Origin of the sequence: Streptomyces sp. NPDC060205 (assembly GCF_042728395.1) — a bacterium.
GTDB lineage: Bacteria > Actinomycetota > Actinomycetes > Streptomycetales > Streptomycetaceae > Streptomyces.
Genome location: NZ_JBHWZP010000192.1, coordinates 1 through 18,129, shown reverse-complemented (window position 1 = coordinate 18,129; position 18,129 = coordinate 1). Strand labels below are relative to the sequence as shown.

The following is an 18,129-nucleotide window of genomic DNA, read 5'->3' as shown; positions in this document are numbered from 1 at the left end:
GATGCCGCCGGTCCTTCTCGCTTTAGCGCTCTTTGTCCACTTTGCCTTCCGTACAAGGCCGTTCATACGCCACTTCTGGGCAGGCTGTGACGTAGTGGGCGGCAGCGGAGGGGTGGACGGGCCTGCCGTGGGGGTGGTTGTGGTGATTACCCTGGGGTTGGCGCGGCAGTAGTACCCGAGGACGGGACCGCCGCCTCACAGGGGGATCCGGGGCGCGTCGAAAGGCCCCGGACGACGAGAACGGTCGCCCCAGCTCGGCATGAGGGTGCTCGACCACACCAGGAGGAATTGTGAACAGCGATCGGGACGGGATCCGCGGGGGCTGGGCCACACCCGGCGATGACCAGTCCGACGCGGAGTCCGCCGTCGAGACGACGGGCGAGTTCACCATCGACTACGCCCCTCCTGCCTGGTACACGCAGAACGCGTCAGGCAGTTCGGACGGAGCGTCTCCGGCCGCGCCGGAGGCGGACACGACGGACGAGCCGGACGCAGCGGATACACCGGACGCACCGGACGAGGCGAAGCAGCCCGGGCAAGCGGGGGCGGGCGCGCATCCTGAGCGGGACGCGGCCGACCCGGCCGACGCGGCGCCGGTGGCCCGCAAGGCTCCGGTCGAGCCGTCGTTCGGCCCTCGGCTTCCGGGCGTGCCCGCGTTCGCCTCCGGGACTCCCTACAGCAAGCCGGTCGCGCCTCCTGTTCCTCCCGCCGCTCCGGCCAGGGGGCCTTCCGTCGTCCCGAACCTGCCGAACTTCCCGGCCCCGGGGCAAGGGACGGGGCAGGGGCAGAGCCAGGACCAGGGCAGGCAGTCGTGGTCCCCGCCGAGTGCGCCGGTTCCTCCGATCGCCGCTCCTCGCGCCGCGCAGGCTCCCGGCGACGCCGAGGGCGGCAACACCGCCAGCGGCGACATCGAGAGCGGCGCGACGCTGCGGATCTCCCCCGGCGCGGTGAAGCGGGAGGCCGCGGAGCGGGCCGCTGCCGCTTCCCCGCCCGCGGGCGGGCGCGTACCCGACGCCGAGGCGGCTCCTCCCGTGCCCGAGGCGGAGCGCGAGCCCGAGGCCGCCGCCCCGCACGAGGTGGCCGACGCTCCGAAGAGCACCGACGCGGAGGTCGTCCAGGTCGCGTTCGGCAGTCGGTCCGAGGACGACGACGATCAGGTGGACGAAGGAGCCGAGGAGGCGCCTTCGGCGAACGTGGACGAGGACGAGAAGCGGGAGGACCAGGAGCCGCAGGACGAGGTCTCGGCGCCGGCCCCGGTTTCGGTCCCGACGCCGGTTTCGGCCCCGACGCCGGTTTCGGTCCCGACGCCGGTTTCGGTCCCGGACCCCGCCCCGGCCGCACGGACGTTCACGGACGACGACGAGCCACGACCGGTTGACGCCCTCGCACAGAACTCCGGCGCCCCCGACGATTCCGCGCCCGTGAAGGCCGCCGAGCAGGAGAAGGCGTCGCCGACGGGCGGGGCCGAGCCCCAGGACGCCGTCGCGGAACCCGCTCCGGACGCGGCCGACGTCGTACAGGACGCGCCTGCCGCGTGGACCCCGCCGCCGCTGCCGCAGGGCGGACTGCCGCCGCTGCCGCCGTCGTACCAGCCTGCCGCGCCCGCTGCCGCCGGACAGTGGCCCACGGCGACGGAGGATGCGGACGGGCGACCGCAGGCCGACGCTCCGGCTCAGCCGTCCGCGCCGCCGCAGGGACAGCCGTTCCAGCCGCAGGCGCCGCAGCCCTCCCCGCCGGCCTGGCCCGGCTCGCCCGCCACGCCTGGTGCGCCGGTCGCCGCCGGTACGCCCGCTCCCGGTGCTCCGGCGTCGCCGGCTCAGCCCGGTGGTTACGGGTTCCCGCAGTTCAGCGCTCCTGCTCCCGGTACGACTCCGGGGGCTCAGGACGGCGTTCCCGGTACTCCCCCGGCGGCCCAGGCAGCCCCTGGCTTCCCGCAGCCTCAGCCGCAGCAACCTCAGCAGCCGCAGCCCGGGAATCCGACCGCGCCTGCGGCCCAGGCTCCCGTGCCGGGTGCCGCGCCGGTCGCGGGTCCGGGACCGCAGGGCGGTTACGGCTTCCCGCAGCCCGGGCCCGTCGCCGCACAGCCCCCTGTCGCCCCTGCCGCCCCCGCGCCTCAGGACGGCTACGGTCTCCAGCAGCCGGCGCAGCCCGCGCAGCCCGCCGAGGACCTGAGCGGCGCCTTGGAAGAGGCGCGGCGTGCGCGGCGGGCAGCTGCTCAGCAGGCCCAGCCCGTGCAGCCCGCCCAGCCCGATCCGGCTGCTGCCGACGCGCCCGCGCAGGCCCCTGGTTACGGTTTCCCGCAGCCGGCCGCTCCGGCTCAGCCGGGCACTCCCGCGGCGAACACGCCCAACGCCCCCGCTCCCCAGCCGGGTTATGGCTTCCCGCAGCCGGGCGTTCCCGACTCGCCTGCCCAGCAGGGGGGTTACGGGTTCCCGCAGCCGCAGGCTCCGCAGGCCCCGGCTCCTCAGCAGCCGGCCGCGCAGCCGTTCCCGCAGCAGGGCCAGCCCTATCAGCAGCCTCCGGCCCAGCCGCAGCCGCAGCCGCAGCCGCAGGCCCAACAGCCCCAGGCCCAGGCCCAGCCGGAACAGCAGGCCCCCGTCGATCCCCGTACCGGTAGCGCCTGGCCGCAGCCCGTGCAGCACGATCAGCGGGAGCGGACCAACCCGGGGGCACCGCTCGGCTACACGGCGGCCGTGGAGCTGTCGTCCGACCGGCTGCTCAACAACAAGAAGCAGAAGGCCAAGAGCGGGCGGCCCACGGCCGGGGCGTCCCGGTTCAAGCTCGGCGGCAAGAAGGAGGAGGTCGAGCGGCAGCGCAAGCTCGACCTGATCCGGACCCCGGTGCTGTCGTGCTACCGCATCGCCGTCATCAGCCTCAAGGGCGGCGTGGGCAAGACGACCACGACGACCGCCCTCGGCGCCACGCTCGCCACCGAGCGACAGGACAAGATCCTCGCGATCGACGCCAACCCGGACGCCGGCACGCTCGGCCGCCGGGTGCGCCGGGAGACCGGCGCCACGATCCGTGACCTCGTCCAGGCGATCCCATACCTCAACTCGTACATGGACATCAGGCGGTTCACCTCGCAGGCCCCGTCGGGTCTTGAGATCATCGCCAACGACGTCGACCCGGCCGTGTCGACGACGTTCAACGACGAGGACTACCGGCGCGCGATCGACGTGCTCGGCAAGCAGTACCCGATCATCCTCACGGACTCCGGTACGGGTCTGCTGTACAGCGCCATGCGCGGGGTGCTCGACCTCGCCGACCAGCTCATCATCATCTCGACGCCGTCCGTGGACGGTGCCAGCAGCGCCAGTACGACGCTGGACTGGCTGTCGGCGCACGGGTACGCGGATCTGGTGTCGCGGTCCCTCACCGTCATCTCCGGGGTGCGCGAGACCGGCAAGATGATCAAGGTGGACGACATCGTCAGCCACTTCGAGACGCGCTGCCGCGGCGTGGTCGTCGTACCGTTCGACGAGCATCTGGCGGCGGGCGCCGAGGTCAATCTCGACATGATGCGGCCGAAGGTGCGCGAGGCGTACTTCAACCTCTCGGCGCTGGTCGCGGAGGACATCGCACGGCACCAGCAGTCGCAGGGCCTGTGGACGTCGGACGGCAACCCGCCGCCGGTCGCGGCCCCGCCGATGCCCGGGCAGCCCATGCCGGGTCAGCCCGTACCCGGCCAGCAGTACCCGGGGCAGCCCGCGCCGGGCCAGCATCCCGGGCAGTTCCCCCAGCAGGGCCAGCCCGCGCAGCCGGCTCAGCCGTACCAGCAGCCGCAACACCAGCCCGGGCAGCCGCACCCCGGTCAGCCCTATCCGCCGCACGGGGCCGCGCTGCCGCAGGGAGCTCCGCCGCAGCAGCCCGGTCCGGCGGGGTACCCCGCTCCCCAGAGCTGGCAGCCCCAGCCCGGGCAGCAGCCGGGTCAGCCGGGTGCGCCCTTCCAGCAGCCTCCGGCCGCGCCGGCGCCCGGCCAGCCCTTCAACCCGAACGCGCCCGCCCCCGCTCCCGGGCAGCAGTTCCAGCCGGGTGCGCCCTACCAGCCGCAGCCCCAGCCCCCGCAGGCGGAGCAGGGCGGTCAGGACTCCCAGGGTCAGGGCCAACCCCAGACCCCTCCGCCCGCGCCGCCCCGCCAGTAACCGCTCGCACAGTCGACGCGTACAGGCTGACCCGTACGGTCTAATCCTCGGCCGTCGGTCCAGCCTCAGGGCCCGCCCCGTACACCCACGGCGCGGGCCCTCGGCGTACCCCGGGAGGGCTGTGGCGCGCCCGGTGCCAAAACGCCGTCGTACCAGCCCCGTTCCGTGCCGCCAGCCCTCTACCAGGCACCCTTCACCGGTCTGGACCAATGACCATGAAATCCGGGTCAACTCGTTATTTCCGCAGGCCACACGGGGTTCACGGGCCGTTGACGCATGCCGACCAGCGCTGATAGACACGCACATCGACCCGGCCGCGGTCACCGGATCGGCAGGGCAACAGCCCATCTCCGTGCGAGTGATGACGTGAGGTCAGCGAGCCATGGACACAGACGACCAGTACGGTGCGGGGCGCTCCGCCGAGGGTTCGGTCAATCGTTCGCGGGTTCGTCGTCCGCGGGAGCGTCGTGGCTGGGCGCGCCCAAGCGGCGGAGCCGCACATGTCACAGCCCCGCGCTCCTCACGGGGCGCTGTCGTGCGGCTCTTCGCGACCGCCGCGGCTGCCGCCCTCACCCTCACCGTCGGTCAGATGACTCCGCTCGGCCCGGCTCCCCAGCAGGCCGAAGCGAAAGACGACAAGCAGGTCCTCACCGTCGCGGTGGCGCAGAGTGTGGACTCGCTGAGTCCGTTCCTGGCGGCGCGGCTGGTCAGTACGAGCATCCACCGGCTCATGTACGAGTACCTGACCAACTACGACCCGAAGGACAACCACGCGATCCCGGGCCTGGCCACCAAGTGGGAGCCCTCGGCCGACAAGCTGACCTGGACCTACACGATCCGCGACAACTCGAAGTGGTCGGACGGGAAGCAGGCCACCGCCGAGGACGCGGCGTGGACGTTCAACACGATGATGACCGACGAGGGCGCGGCCACCGCGAACGGCAGTTTCGTCGCGAACTTCAAGAAGGTCACCGCGCCGAGCCCCACGAAACTGGTCATCGAGCTGAAGAAGCCGCAGGCCACGATGGCCGCGCTGGACGTGCCGATCGTGCCGAAGCACGTCTGGGAGAAGGTCGACGACTTCTCCGAGTTCAACAACGACAAGAAGTTCCCGATCGTCGGCAACGGCCCCTTCGTCCTGACGGCGTACAAGGCCGACAGCTACGTACGGCTGAAGCCCAACAAGTCGTTCTGGCGCGGGGCTCCGAAGTTCGACGAGCTGGTCTTCAAGTACTACAAGGACGGGGACGCGGCGGTCGCGGCGCTGCAGAAGGGCGAGGTGTCGTTCGTCTCCGGGCTGACGCCCGCGCAGGCCGCGGCGCTGAAGAGCCAGCAGGACGTCACGGTCAACGACGCGCCGGGCCGCCGGTTCTACGCGCTCGCCACCAACCCGGGCGCGCAGGCCAAGGACGGCAAGAAGTTCGGCGACGGGCACGAGTCGCTGAGGAACCAGCAGGTCCGGCGGGCGCTGTTCACGGCCGTGGACCGCAAGACCGTCATCGACAAGGTCTTCCAGGGCCACGCGGTGGAGGGCGAGGGCTACATCCCGCCGCGCTTCTCCCCGTACTTCTGGAAACCGGCGGACGGCCGGCGGATCTCGTACGATCCCGCCGAGGCCGCCCGGCTCCTCGACGAGGCGGGCTACAAGAAGAACGGTGACGGCAAGCGCGTCGGCAAGAACGGCAAGCCGATCACCTACCGCGTCCTGTGCCATGCCACGGATCCGCAGGACAAGGCGGTCGGGAAGTATCTGCAGGAGTGGTGGGGCAAGCTCGGCATCGGCGTCTCGCTCGACTGCCGGGACAACGTGAGCGACCCCTGGCTCGCGGGCGAGTACGACCTCGCCTTCGACGGCTGGTCCGTCAACCCCGACCCCGACTTCGTCCTGTCCATCCACACCTGTGCGGCCCTGCCGGCGACGCCCAAGGACATCGGCGCGACCGACAACTTCATCTGCGACAAGAAGTACGACGAGCTGTACGCCCAGCAGCTCGCCGAGTACGACGCCACCAAGAGGGCGGAAATCGTCAAGCGGATGGAGTCGCGGCTGTACGACACCGGGTACATGAACGTCATGGCGTACCCGAACGCGGTCGAGGCCTATCGCACGGACCAGATCGCGTCGATCACGAAGATGCCCGAGGCCGCGGGCAACATCTACGGCCAGGACGGCTACTGGAGCTGGTGGTCGGCGACTCCGGCCGCCGCCAGCGAGTCCTCCGACGACTCAAGCCAGACAGGCGTCATCATCGGCATCGTCGCGGGTGTCGTGATCCTCGCGGGGCTCGGGGCGTTCTTCGCGCTGCGCCGCCGCGCGACCGCCGAGGACCGCGAATAGCCCTCGGCGAGCCGGGACAACCGAGAGTGGCCCAACAGTGAAGGCCGTTCATGACCGCTGAAGCGACACCCTCGCTGGTGGGGAAGACCGGTGGTCCGGCCGAGGCCGGTCCGCCGGCGGCCCGCGGACCTCGGGGACGCGGCACCGCGTATCCGCGGTACGTGGCCGGCAAGCTGGGCGGCGCGGCCGTCTCCCTGCTCGCCGTCCTCGTCACCAGCTTCTTCCTCTTCCGGCTGATCCCCGGCGACCCGGTGAAGTTCATGACGGGCGGACGCCAGGTGTCGGCCGAGCAACTGGCTTCGTACAGACGGGAGTTCGGGCTCGAACTGCCGTTGTGGCAGCAGTTCACCGACTACTGCGGCAAGGCGCTCACCGGGGATCTGGGCACCTCGTACCAGTTCCGGGCGCCGGTCATGGACAAGATCAGCGAGGCCCTGCCGAACACGCTGCTGCTCACGGGGACGGCGTTCGTCCTCTACACGGCCCTCGGCGTCGTCCTCGGCACCCGCGCCGCCTGGCGCAACGGCGGCCTCGGCGACCGCCTGAACACCGGTCTCGCACTGACCCTCTACTCGATCCCGTCGTTCTGGCTGGGCCTGCTGCTGATCATCGTCTTCTCGGTGGGGATCGGGCCGGTCCCGGGCCTCTTCCCGACGGGCGGCATGGAGTCCGGCAACGAGGAGGGTTTCGGTTACGTCCTCGATGTCGCCCACCATCTGGTCCTGCCCGTGGTGACGCTGGTCGCGGTCGAGTACGGGCAGACCCTGCTGGTCACGCGTTCGGCGCTGCTCGACGAGATGGGCAGCGACTATCTGACGACCGCGCGGGCCAAGGGTCTGCGGGACGATCTCGTACGCCGCCGCCACGCGGTGCCGAACGCGCTGCTGCCGACGATGACGCTGATCTTCATCAACCTCGGCCGGACCGTCGCCGGGGTGATCCTCGTCGAGACGGTCTTCTCCTGGCCCGGTCTCGGCGGGCTCTTCTACCAGGCGCTGAGCGTGCCCGATCTGCCGCTGGTGCAGGGCCTGTTCTTCGTCTTCGCCGCCGCGGTGATCGTGATGAACACGCTCGCCGACCTGATCTATCCGCTGCTCGACCCGAGGGTGGGCCGATGACGACGACGGACCCGGACGAGCCGATGCCCGTCCCGGACGAATCCGTGACGGCCCGGGACGAGCCGCTGACGGCCTCGCCGGCCCCCGCGAAGGCCGGTCCCCGTGCCCTCGCCCGGCAGCGCCGCCGCGCCTCCGCCGTCCGCTTCTGGCAGCGGTACCGCACCCACCGCTCCGGTCTCTTCGGGCTGGCCGCGCTCACGCTCTTCGCCCTGGTCGCGCTGACCGCTCCGCTGACCGTCGGCTCCGACGTGCAGAGCGTGACCGGCGCGCCCGGGCGGCCCATGGAGAGCCCGAGCCCCGCATTCCCGCTGGGCACCGACCAGTTCGGGCGCAGCCTGCTCGGCCTGGTGGTGTGGGGTTCCCGGGTGTCCCTGCTCGTGGGGCTGCTCGCCGCCGTCCTCTCCGTCGCGATCGGCGCACTGATCGGCATCACCGCCGGTCACTTCCGCGGCTGGTACGCGACGGTGATGATGCGGATCACGGACTGGTTCCTGGTCATGCCGACGCTGGTGCTTGCCATCGCGCTCGCGACCGTGATGTCCCGCTCGCTCGGCACGATCATCCTGGCGATCGGGGTCACGACGTGGCCGACGACGGCCCGGCTGGTGCGTGCGCAGACCCTCGCCGTGGAGTCCAGGCCGTACATCGAACGCGCGAAGGCCCTGGGCGGCGGCCACTGGCACGTCATGTCCCGTCACGTCCTGCCCAATGTCATGCCGCTGGTGCTCGCGCAGACGACCCTGATCATCTCCTCCGCGATCCTCGCCGAGGCGACGCTCGCCTTCCTCGGCCTCGGCGATCCGACGGTCGTCTCCTGGGGCGGTCTGCTCCAGGACGCGCGTGAGGCGGGCGCGGTGAGCGCCGGGAAGTGGTGGTACCTCGTGCCGCCGGGCATCGCGATCGCCGTCGTGGCCCTCGCGTTCACGCTGTGCGGGCGTGCCGTGGAATCCGTCCTCAATCCCAAGCTGGGGGTGGCCCGTTGAGCACACCGACCACGCGACACCTGCTGGACGTACGGAACCTGGAGGTGACGTACGCCGGAGGAGTGGCCGCCGTGCGCGGGGTGAACCTCACCGTGGGCGCCGGGCAGAAGGTCGGCATCGCGGGCGAGTCCGGCTGCGGCAAGTCCACGCTGGCGCTCGCGCTGCTGCGGCTGCTGCCGGCCGGGGCCCGGGTGAGCGGGGAGATCCTCCTCGACGGCGAGGACGTACTGACCATGAAGTGGGGGCGGGTACGGGCGGTCCGCTGGGCCGGTGCCTCGATCGTCTTCCAGGGCGCGATGCACTCGCTCAACGCCGTGCACCGCGTCGGGGACCAGATCGCCGAGCCGATCCTGCTGCACCGCAAGGCCACGGCGGCGGGCGCGCGGAAGCGGACCGGCGAGCTGCTGGAGCAGGTGGGCCTTCCGGCGGCGCGGGCGTCCGCGTATCCGCACGAGCTGTCCGGCGGGCAGCGGCAGCGCGTGATGATCGCGATGGCGTTGGCCTGCGATCCCCGCCTGATCGTCGCCGACGAGCCGACCACCGCGCTCGACGTGATGATCCAGGCGCAGATCCTGCGCCTCATCCAGCAGCTCGTCTGCGAGCAGGAGCTGGGCCTCGTCATGATCAGCCACGACCTCGCGGTCCTGTCGGACACCTGCGACCGGCTCGCGGTGATGTACGCGGGCCGGGTGGTCGAGGAGGGGCCCGCCCGCCGGGTGTACGAGGACGCCCGGCACCCGTACGGGCAGGCGCTGTCGGCCGCCTTCCCGCGCATCGGGGACACCGGGTCGCGGTTCGCGCCGCGCGGGCTGCCCGGGGACCCGCCCGATCCGGTCGCGCTGCCGTCCGGCTGCGCGTTCCACCCCCGCTGCGCGGTGGCCCTGGACTCGTGCACCTCGCAGGACCAGCTCCTGCGCCCGGCCGCCCCGGACCACCGGGCGGCGTGCGTGCACGCGGACACGGCGGGTTCGGGAGGTCCGGGAGGTCCGGGAGGTTCGGCGGGTCCGGAGGGTTCGTCTGGTTCGGAGGGCCCGGAGGGTTCGGAGGGTCCGGAGGGTTCGGGAGGTTCGGCGGGTCCGGAGGGTCTAGCTGGTTCGGCGGGTTCGGCGGGTCCTGTGAGTTCCGCGAGTTCAGCCGCCTCTGCGGGCTCAGGCGTCTCTACGGGTTCAGCCGCCTCTGCAGGCTCAGCCGGCTCTACGGGTTCAGCCGGCTCTGCGGGCTCGGCGGGATCGGCCGACTCTGCGGGCTCAGCCGTCTCTACGGGATCAGCCGACTCTGCAGGCTCAGCCGACTCTGCGGGATCGGCGGGATCAGCCGACTCTGCGGGACCGGCGGGCTCGGCCGGCTCTGCGGGATCGGCGGGCTCGGCCGGCTCGGCCGGCTCTGCGGGATCGGTCGTGGCGGAAGACGCGAGGAGCACCCCATGACGACGACGCCCCAGCCGGTCCCCGCCGCGGGTCCGGACCCCTCCGCTCCCCTCCTGAGCGCCGAAGGGCTGCACATCACCTTCCCCGCCCGGCGGGGCGACGCCGCGCGGGCCCGTGCCGTCGACGGGGTGGATCTCGACATCCGGCCCGGTGAGATCGTCGCGCTGGTCGGCGAGTCAGGCTGCGGCAAGACGACGCTGGCGCGCTCGCTCCTAGGCCTCGTCCCGCCGACAGCGGGGCGGGTCACCTTCGCGGGCCGGCCGCTCGACTACTCCTCGCGGGCCCTCAAGGCGTACCGCAAACGGGTCCAGCTGGTCCTCCAGGACCCGAGCGGCTCGCTCAACCCCCGGCACACGGTGTACGACGCGGTGGCGGAGGGGCTGCGCATCCACGCGTACGCGGGCGACGAGCGCGAGGCGGTCTCAACGGCCCTCGCGCGCGCCGGACTTCGACCGCCGGAGCGGTTCTTCCTCCGCTATCCGCACGAGCTGTCGGGCGGCCAGCGCCAGCGTGTCGTCATCGCGGGCGCGCTCGTCCTGGAGCCGGAACTCATCGTCGCGGACGAGCCGGTGGCCTCCCTCGACGCGTCGGTACGCGGCGAGATCCTGGCCCTGCTGCTGCGTCTGCGCGCCGAACTCGGCCTGTCCGCGCTGGTGGTGACCCACGACCTCGGGCTCGCGTGGAACATCGCGGACCGGGTCGCGGTGATGTACCTGGGGCGGATCATCGAGACGGGGGCGGCGGAGGATGTCCTGAGCGCCCCTCAGCACCCGTACACGCAGGCCCTGTTGTCCGTCCTGCCCGAGGCCCCCGGCGACCCGGTCGTGCTGACCGGCGAGCCCCCGGACCCGTCCCGCATCCCCCCGGGCTGCCGCTTCCACGCCCGCTGCCAGATCCTGGCGACGGGCGAGGCGGAGCGAGCGGGCGTGGCGACCGCATGCCGCGAAGAGGACCTGCCTCTGCTCAACGGCAGCGGCGCTTCCCAGGTGGCCTGCCACTGGGCAGCGTCCCTTTAGGGGCGCGGGGAACTGCGCGACCAGCCACGACGGACGGCCGGCCGGACGACCGACCCGTGCGCCCCTGGCCGGTTCAGGCCTGCCCGTCGTACGCCTCGACAAGCTCCCGAGCCCGCTTCACATCATCCGAGATCGCCTCAAGCAACCCCTCGATGGAATCGAACTTCGCCATCCCCCGCACGAACGCCAAGAAGTCGACCGCGACATGCAACCCGTACAGATCGAGCCCCACACGGTCGATCGCGTACGCCTCGACCGTCCGCTCGGTCCCGTCGAACTGCGGGTTCGTCCCGACGGAGATCGCCGCGGGCATCGCCTCGCCCTGCGCGTGCAGCCACCCCGCGTACACCCCGTCCGCGGGGATCGCGGTGTGCGGGAGCGTCTCCACGTTGGCGGTGGGAAAGCCCAGTTCACGGCCGCGCTGGGCGCCACGGACGACGACGCCCTCGACGCGGTGCGGCCGACCGAGGATCTCGCGCGCCCCCTCGACCTCGCCCTCGGCGACCAGCCGCCGGGTGAGGGTGGACGAGAACGGCTCTCCGCCCCCCGCCTCACCGGTCACGTACAGATCCACCACGTCGACCTCGAAGTCGTACGTCTTGCCCTGCTCGGCGAGGAAGGCGACATTGCCGGCGGCCTTGTGGCCGAAGCGGAAGTTGGGGCCCTCGACGACGGCCTTCGCGTGCAGCTTGTCGACGAGGACCTTCATCACGAACTCTGCGGGCGACAGCTTCGAGAACTCGGTCGTGAAGGGCAGGATGAGCAGCGCGTCCACGCCCAGTTCGGCCATCAGCTCCGCGCGGCGGTGGTGCGGCGCGAGCAGGGGCGGATGGCTGCCGGGGCGGACGACCTCGCTCGGGTGCGGGTCGAACGTGACCACGACGGACGGAACGCCCAGTTCACGCGCCCGCTCGACGGCATGGCTGATGATCAGCTGATGTCCGCGGTGGACTCCGTCGTACGAGCCGATGGTGACGATGCTGCGCCCCCAGTCCTGGGGGATGTCCTCCAAGCCACGCCAGCGCTGCACTGTGACCGCTCCTCGTCGAACCTGTGTCCGTGTCTGCCTCATACGCAGCTCTAAGGGTGCCATGCCGTGTCCCGTGGACCCGCATCGGCATGGACCCTGTGACCGGTGGCACGTGACAGCCGCGCCGGTGCCGAGGACGGCGGGGGGTCACACCGGGACCCGTACCCCCGCGAGGTTCTCGATCATGCGGTGCGTGCTCGGTCCGACCACGGTGGACCACTCCTCGGGCGCGGCGGCCAGCCAGCGGCTCACGAGCGCGGCGAAGCCGGGGATCCGGCGGCCGAGGTCGACGAGGGCGCGGTCGAAGCGGGTGGCGCCGTCCGGGGTGCGGACGAGCAGGGCGCCCACGGTGTGGACGAGCACGCGGGTGTGGTCCTCGCCGCTGCGGGCCGCTCCCTCGGCGGCGGCCCGTACCAGCGCGTCCAGCACCACCGGATCGTGCTCGCGCGTCAGCAGGAGGTCCAGGAACTCCCGCCGCAGCGGGCGGGACACGGGCGTGCCGGGCGCCGCGAACACCTCGGCGAGCGCGGCCCGCAGCGGCGGCCTGCCCCCGTCGAGCAGTCCGGCGACGAGGGGATGCAGCACCGCGCCGGCGTCGGGGCCCTGCTCCAGCCGTCGGTCGACGTGCGCCGCCACCTGCGCGGCCGTCTCCGGACGCCGTTCCACGACCTCGCGTACGAGGGCGGCCACGCGGCGGGCCAGCGCCGGTGTCGTGACCTCGGCGAGCGTACGCAGGGCCGTGCCGTCGTCCGGTTCGCGCAGGCGGTCGTGGAACGCGGCGAGCACCGGGTCGGGGTGGGTCGCCAGCGCGGCGACCAGCGCGCTCGCGGGCAGCCGTGGGTCGCGGGCCCGGAAGCGGGCGAGGGCCTGCGGCAGATGGCGGGCCCGGGTGCGCGGGTCGCGGACCAGCAGGGCCAGGGCGTCGCCGTGCAGCGTGCAGTCGCCGGGGCGGGCCAGCAGCGCGAGCGCGGTCCGGCGCAGCAGTTCCCGGTCGGTCCCGGTGCGTACGTGCGCGGCGGTCCGCAGCGCGTAGGCCGCCGCCGCCGCCCGCCGGGCCGGGCGCACGTCGTGCACCCAGCGGTCGACCGCGCGGCAGAGCGCGGACGGCTCCTCCTCGGCGAGCACGTCGAGCAGTTCGTCCGCGCGCGCGTGCCCGCTGTCGACCAGGGCCTCGGTCAGGTCGTCCGGGGCGCGGTGCCGGTGGGTGTGGAGCAGGACCTGCGCGGCGGTTGCCACGGTGGCGTCGGGGGTCGCGGGGAGCGGGCGGTCGTCGTCGAACCAGTGGGTGAGGTGCGGCTGCGCCCCGGCCGGGTCGGCGACGAGGAGGTCGGACACGGTGTCCAGGTAGCGCGGTTCGGTGGCGGGCGGCGCGCCGTCCGCGACGACGAGCCGCCGCAGCAGATCGAAGCGGTGCGCCTGCGGCAGGGGCAGCCCGCGCCAGAAACCGGGCCCGAACTCCTCCGGTACGGTCCGTCCTTCGGCCCGCCACCTGACCACGTGCTCGGCGAGGTGCCGCAGCACTCCGAGATACGGGGTCGCGTCGGACACCCGGAGCAGTACGCCCCGGAGCAGCCGGGTGGCCCACCAGACATCGATGTCCGCATCGGCGTGCACGTCATCGACGTGCACGTCTTCAAGCGTTTCGTCGGGCCTGCCGTCGAGCACGGCGTCGAGCGTGCGGAGCAGTTCGCGCAGCCGGAGGGTGAGGTGATCGTGTCCCTGTTGACGCGGCACGAGGAGGAGGGCCTGGAGCACGGGGGCGAGGCGGTGACGGGGGAGGTCGAAGGCCTCGGACCCACTCGGACCGCACCCGGTTCCGCTCGGGCCTCGCTCGGTCCCGCCGGGGCCGCGCTCGGAGCCGCGGCGGGGCGCCAGGGCCGCGAACACCGCGTCCAGGTCGACGTGCATGCCCTGGATCCAGTCGGCGAACTCCTCGTGCGCGAAGCGGTAGCCGTCCCCGGCGGGTACGAGGAGGCCCTCGGTGAGCACGGCGGAGGCCCATCCGGTGCAACCGCCGAGCCGCCGGTCGGGCACGGGCCCCCACGGGAAGAGGGTCTCGAACGCCGCCCGGTCCAGCTCCCCCTCCCCCGGGCCCAGACACCGCCGTGCCGCCACGTGCACCTGTCCGGCGACGCGGGCCGCGAGGCGCCGCACCGCCGTCCCGCGCAGTCCGCCTGCCGCCGCGAGCCGCACGGCCACCCGCAGACACATCAGATCGAGGTACGCGGCGAAGACCTCGTCCCGCTTCGCCTTCCCGGGCGGGGCGCCGGACAGCGCGGCCCGCACCTCCGAGAGCAGCCGCAGCGTCAGCGGATGCCGTGCGTCGGCCCCGTCCAGGGCGCCCTCGGGGATCCCGTACCGCTCCCGGGCCTCGCGTGCCTCGTCCTCCTCCAGGTCCCCGAGGCGTACGCAGGCGGGCAGTTCCGCCGACGCCTCGCCGCCGCGCCACCGGGGCCCGTACAGCAGCTCGGGCGGGAAGCAGGTGCCCGCCCACTCCCAGTACTCGTCCCGGCAGGCCACCACGAGACGCACGCCGTGGTCCCGCAGCCAGCCGGCGGTACCGGCGGCCCACTCCGGCAGCCGGCGGGCGAGGCCGGGCGGCATCTCCTCGGGGCTGTCGAGCAGGAGCAGCAGGGGCCGCCCGGCGTCCGCGGCGAGGCGGGCCAGCCGCTCGGGCCGGATGTCCCCGAGCCCGCCCCGGCCACCTCCGGGCTCGTCCGCCGTACCGCTGTCCGCGGGCCCCGGCCGGCAGCCGAGGGGCGAGGTCACGATCCGCCCCGCCCGCTCCAGCGTCCGCCGGGCCGCGTCGGCCAGCGACACATCGCTGTCGCGCAGATCGGCTCCGCGCAGCCACAGGGTCGGGGCCGGTGCCGTGCCCTGGTTGCGCCGGGCGGCCAGTCCCGCCAGCTCGGTCGTACGGCCGCTGCCGGGTGCGCCGACCAGCGCGAGAATCCCGTGCGAGCCGTACCCGTGACGGGGGTCGTACGAGTCGTGGGACGGGTGCCGGGAACCTTCGGTGAACGCGGTGAACTCACGCACCACAGAAGCCCGTTCGACGCAAAGTCCACCGCCGGCGCCCGCCGGGGACTCGACGGTGGCCGTCAGTTCCAGGACGCCCGCCGGATTGAGGTCGTCCCCGTAGGCGGGCACTGTCGCGGCGTTACGGGCCAGCAGTTCGGCGAGCGGGCCGGCGGCGGGGGCGCTGCCCGTGGACAGCGGTACCGCGAAGCCGCCGACCCGTCGGTCGGAGTGCAGTGCCGTGCCCAGGACGGCGACCACCGCACCGGTGGCCGCGTCGACCACCGGTCCCCCGGCCGCCCCGCCACCGAGCCGCAGCGCGTCGCTGCCGGCCGTACCGATCGCCAGTTCCAGCGCGGAATCGAGGAGATGGAAGCGGTCGGTCGCCGTGTAGGTCACGGCGGAAGAACCCAGTACACGGGCCTCCCGCCAGCCGCCCGCCGCGATACGGACGTACGCTCCGGTCTCCACGACCTCCCGGACGGTGATCGGAAGGGGGGCGAGGCCACCCAGGCCGTCGCAGTGGACGAGGGCGAGGCCGAGGGCCGGCAGAGCGGTGACCGCGTCGGCCGGGACCAGGCAGGTGCGGTCCGTGGCGGGTGCGTACAGGACGAGGCGGGAAAGGCCGTCCACCGCCTCGTGACTGGTGACGACCGTGCCGTGGTGGTCAGCGGCGAAGCCGGTACCGCGCGGCCGTCCGGCCAGATCCCGGATCCGCACCAGGGACCGGTCCGCCGCCGCACCGGGACGGACGGCGGGCTGCGCGGTCCCGTCGGGCGCTGTGCGGGCGACGTCCCGGTGGATTGCGCCATCCGCCTCAGCCCTCACCGAGGTCTCCCGGGTCATGCTCGAACCTCCCCGCCGCGCGCGCCGTACCGTGCTTTCGACGCTTCGATTTCCGACGGTAGGCGCGCGATGATCGGCCGCGACAGATCCCGAGCCGAACAAGCCCCCTTCCGCTCCCCCGGTTCACTCCGAGCGCCCGGCCGGACGGGTGAATGGACGGGGGTGGATGGATACACCCTTGGGTGGGGGAATCGAGGGGGGACAGTGGAGCGGCGCCCACAGGCGACCCCGTGAACGCCGCTCCACGACGAAGAAGACGAGGGAAGGACAAGGAAGGACAAGGTAAGACCGCGGACAGCGCGCGGAGCGAAGCGGTCAGACGAAGACCGCGAGGCTCTTGGCCTTGCCCTTCTGCTCCTCCACCAGAGCCAGGAACCGTCCCTCGGGATCGAACACCCCGACGGCCCCGGCCCCGGTGTACACCTCGGGCATCTCCAGCCGCACGCCGTTCGTCAGCAGCTGCGCGCGCTTGGTGTCCACGTCCCAGCGGGGGAACGCGGTCGCGGCGGCCTGGGCCACCGGCATCACGGTCAGCTCCTCCTGGAGCTGGTCGAGCGTGCGCGCGGTGTCGAGCTTGTACGGGCCCACGCGCGTGCGCCGCAGCGCCGTCAGATGACCGCCGACACCCAGGCCCGCGCCCAGGTCACGGGCGAGCGCACGGATGTACGTACCGGACGAACACACCACCGAGACGATCAGGTCCAGTACGGGTGTGCCGTCCTCGGCCACGGCGCCCCGGACGTCGTACACGGTGAAGGACGAGATCCGCACCGGGCGGGCCGGGATCTCGAAGTCCTCGCCCTCACGCGCCCGCTTGTACGAACGCACGCCGTTGATCTTGATGGCGCTGACCTTGGACGGCACCTGCATGATGTCGCCGCTGAGCTCGGCGATCCCGGCGTCGATGGCGTCCCGGGTCACCCCGGAGGCGTCGGCCGACGAGGTGAGGTCGCCCTCGGCGTCGTCGGTCAGGGTGTTCTGCCCCAGCCGGATGGTGCCGAGGTACTCCTTCTCGGTCAGCGCGAGGTGCCCGAGGAGCTTGGTCGCCTTCTCGACGCCGAGGACGAGCACGCCCGTCGCCATGGGGTCGAGGGTGCCGGCGTGTCCGACACGGCGGGTCTTGGCGATCCCGCGCATCTTGGCGACCACGTCGTGCGAAGTGAAGCCCGACGGCTTGTCGACGATGACAAGGCCGTCGGGCGTCTGCTGCTTCTGCGTCATTTGGCGGCGTCGCCGTCTTTCTCGTCGTCGGCCGACTCGTCGTCGTCCTCGTCGCCGGGCTCGTCGTCTTCCGGCTTCTTGTACGGGTCGGCGTCACCGGCGAAGGTGGCGCCCGCCGAGACCTCGCGCACCTGGGCGTCCTTGGCCCGCGCCTTGTCGAGGAGGTCCTCGATGGTCTTGGCGGTGTCCGGCAGGGCGTCCGCGACGAAGGTCAGCGTCGGGGTGAACTTCACGCCCGCCGCCTGGCCGACCGCCGAGCGGAGCACGCCCTTGGCGCTCTCCAGGCCCGCGGCGGCCTCCGCGCGCTGCTCGTCGTCCCCGTACACCGTGTAGAAGACGGTCGCCTCACGGAGGTCCCCGGTGACCCGGGTGTCCGTGATGGTCACATGCGAACCGAGCCGCGGGTCCTTGATCCCACGCTGCAGCTTCTTGGCAACCACCTCTCGGATGAGGTCCGCCAGCCTCTTCGCCCGCGCGTTGTCGGCCACTGGTCCGTCTCCCTCTTATCTGCTGATCCGTGTACGGGCGATCCTTGTCGCCGCACGCTCATTCGTCGTCTTCCCCGTGCAGCCGCCGTCGCACCGACAGCAGCTCCACCTCGGGGCGCGCCGCGACCAGGCGCTCGCACCGGTCGAGTACGTCGGTCAGGTGACCGGTGTCCCCGGAGACCACCGCGAGTCCGATGACGGCCCTGCGGTGGAGGTCCATGTGCTCCACCTCCGCCGCGCTCACCGCGTGCTTGCGGATGAGTTCGGCCACGATCGGGCGGACGACGGAGCGTTTCTCCTTCAGCGACCGTACGTCGCCGAGGAGGAGGTCGAAGGACAGAGTCCCCACGTACATGTGTGTTCCGGATGTCCCGCCGGGTCGGGGTAGGTGGCCCGGCCAGGCTGCTGCCGGGGCTCTTGAACGGTACCCCGAACCTCCGGTACCGCTCGACGGGGTTTTCGCCCCCGCCGCCCCTACCCTTCCCGTCACGTACTCGGG

At 72.6% G+C, this 18,129-nt stretch carries 11 protein-coding genes; 6 read left to right on the top strand and 5 right to left on the bottom strand.

Features of this window, described 5'->3' with window-relative positions; genetic code table 11:
* Positions 1-290 precede the first annotated feature (290 nt).
* The 6 genes from ACFWGJ_RS28425 (at position 291) to ACFWGJ_RS28400 (ending at position 11,027) form a co-directional block, all read left to right on the top strand.
* Positions 291-4,145, top strand: a complete 3,855-nt coding sequence (locus ACFWGJ_RS28425) for an SCO5717 family growth-regulating ATPase (protein ID WP_387330114.1) — start codon at positions 291-293, stop codon at positions 4,143-4,145.
* 382 nt (positions 4,146-4,527) lie between these two features.
* Positions 4,528-6,483 (top strand): ABC transporter substrate-binding protein, encoded by a 1,956-nt coding sequence (locus ACFWGJ_RS28420; protein ID WP_387330111.1) that lies wholly within the window; start codon positions 4,528-4,530, stop codon positions 6,481-6,483.
* Positions 6,484-6,533: 50 nt separating this feature from the next.
* A complete protein-coding gene (locus tag ACFWGJ_RS28415; RefSeq protein WP_387330108.1) occupies positions 6,534-7,601 on the top strand; it encodes an ABC transporter permease in 1,068 nt (355 codons plus the stop codon).
* A gap of 23 nt (positions 7,602-7,624) precedes the next feature.
* Positions 7,625-8,584, top strand: coding sequence for an ABC transporter permease (locus ACFWGJ_RS28410; protein WP_387330116.1), 960 nt, complete (start codon positions 7,625-7,627; stop codon positions 8,582-8,584).
* A complete protein-coding gene (locus ACFWGJ_RS28405; protein ID WP_387330106.1) occupies positions 8,581-10,011 on the top strand; it encodes an ABC transporter ATP-binding protein in 1,431 nt (476 codons plus the stop codon). Before ACFWGJ_RS28410 ends, ACFWGJ_RS28405 begins: the two co-directional genes overlap by 4 nt.
* The gene (locus ACFWGJ_RS28400; protein ID WP_387330104.1) at positions 10,008-11,027 is read left to right on the top strand and encodes an oligopeptide/dipeptide ABC transporter ATP-binding protein; all 1,020 of its coding nucleotides are present in this window, start codon (positions 10,008-10,010) and stop codon (positions 11,025-11,027) included. Before ACFWGJ_RS28405 ends, ACFWGJ_RS28400 begins: the two co-directional genes overlap by 4 nt.
* A gap of 73 nt (positions 11,028-11,100) precedes the next feature.
* Here the strand turns inward: ACFWGJ_RS28400 and ACFWGJ_RS28395 are convergent, their stop codons facing one another.
* The 5 genes from ACFWGJ_RS28395 to ACFWGJ_RS28375 all read right to left on the bottom strand — a co-directional run bounded on the left by ACFWGJ_RS28395 (position 11,101) and on the right by ACFWGJ_RS28375 (position 17,985).
* Positions 11,101-12,057, bottom strand: coding sequence for a bifunctional riboflavin kinase/FAD synthetase (locus tag ACFWGJ_RS28395; protein WP_387330102.1), 957 nt, complete (start codon positions 12,055-12,057; stop codon positions 11,101-11,103).
* A 147-nt stretch (positions 12,058-12,204) separates the two neighbouring features.
* The gene (locus ACFWGJ_RS28390; protein ID WP_387330099.1) at positions 12,205-15,921 is read right to left on the bottom strand and encodes a trypsin-like peptidase domain-containing protein; all 3,717 of its coding nucleotides are present in this window, start codon (positions 15,919-15,921) and stop codon (positions 12,205-12,207) included.
* A 315-nt stretch (positions 15,922-16,236) separates the two neighbouring features.
* A complete protein-coding gene (truB, locus tag ACFWGJ_RS28385) occupies positions 16,237-17,142 on the bottom strand; it encodes a tRNA pseudouridine(55) synthase TruB (RefSeq protein WP_387330097.1) in 906 nt (301 codons plus the stop codon).
* Complete coding sequence (rbfA, locus tag ACFWGJ_RS28380; protein WP_387330095.1) at positions 17,139-17,630, bottom strand: 30S ribosome-binding factor RbfA; 492 nt, start codon at positions 17,628-17,630, stop codon at positions 17,139-17,141. The genes truB and rbfA overlap by 4 nt, the downstream gene beginning before the upstream one ends.
* A 58-nt stretch (positions 17,631-17,688) precedes the next feature.
* Positions 17,689-17,985 (bottom strand): DUF503 domain-containing protein, encoded by a 297-nt coding sequence (locus tag ACFWGJ_RS28375; RefSeq protein ID WP_107021736.1) that lies wholly within the window; start codon positions 17,983-17,985, stop codon positions 17,689-17,691.
* Positions 17,986-18,129: the final 144 nt, after the last annotated feature.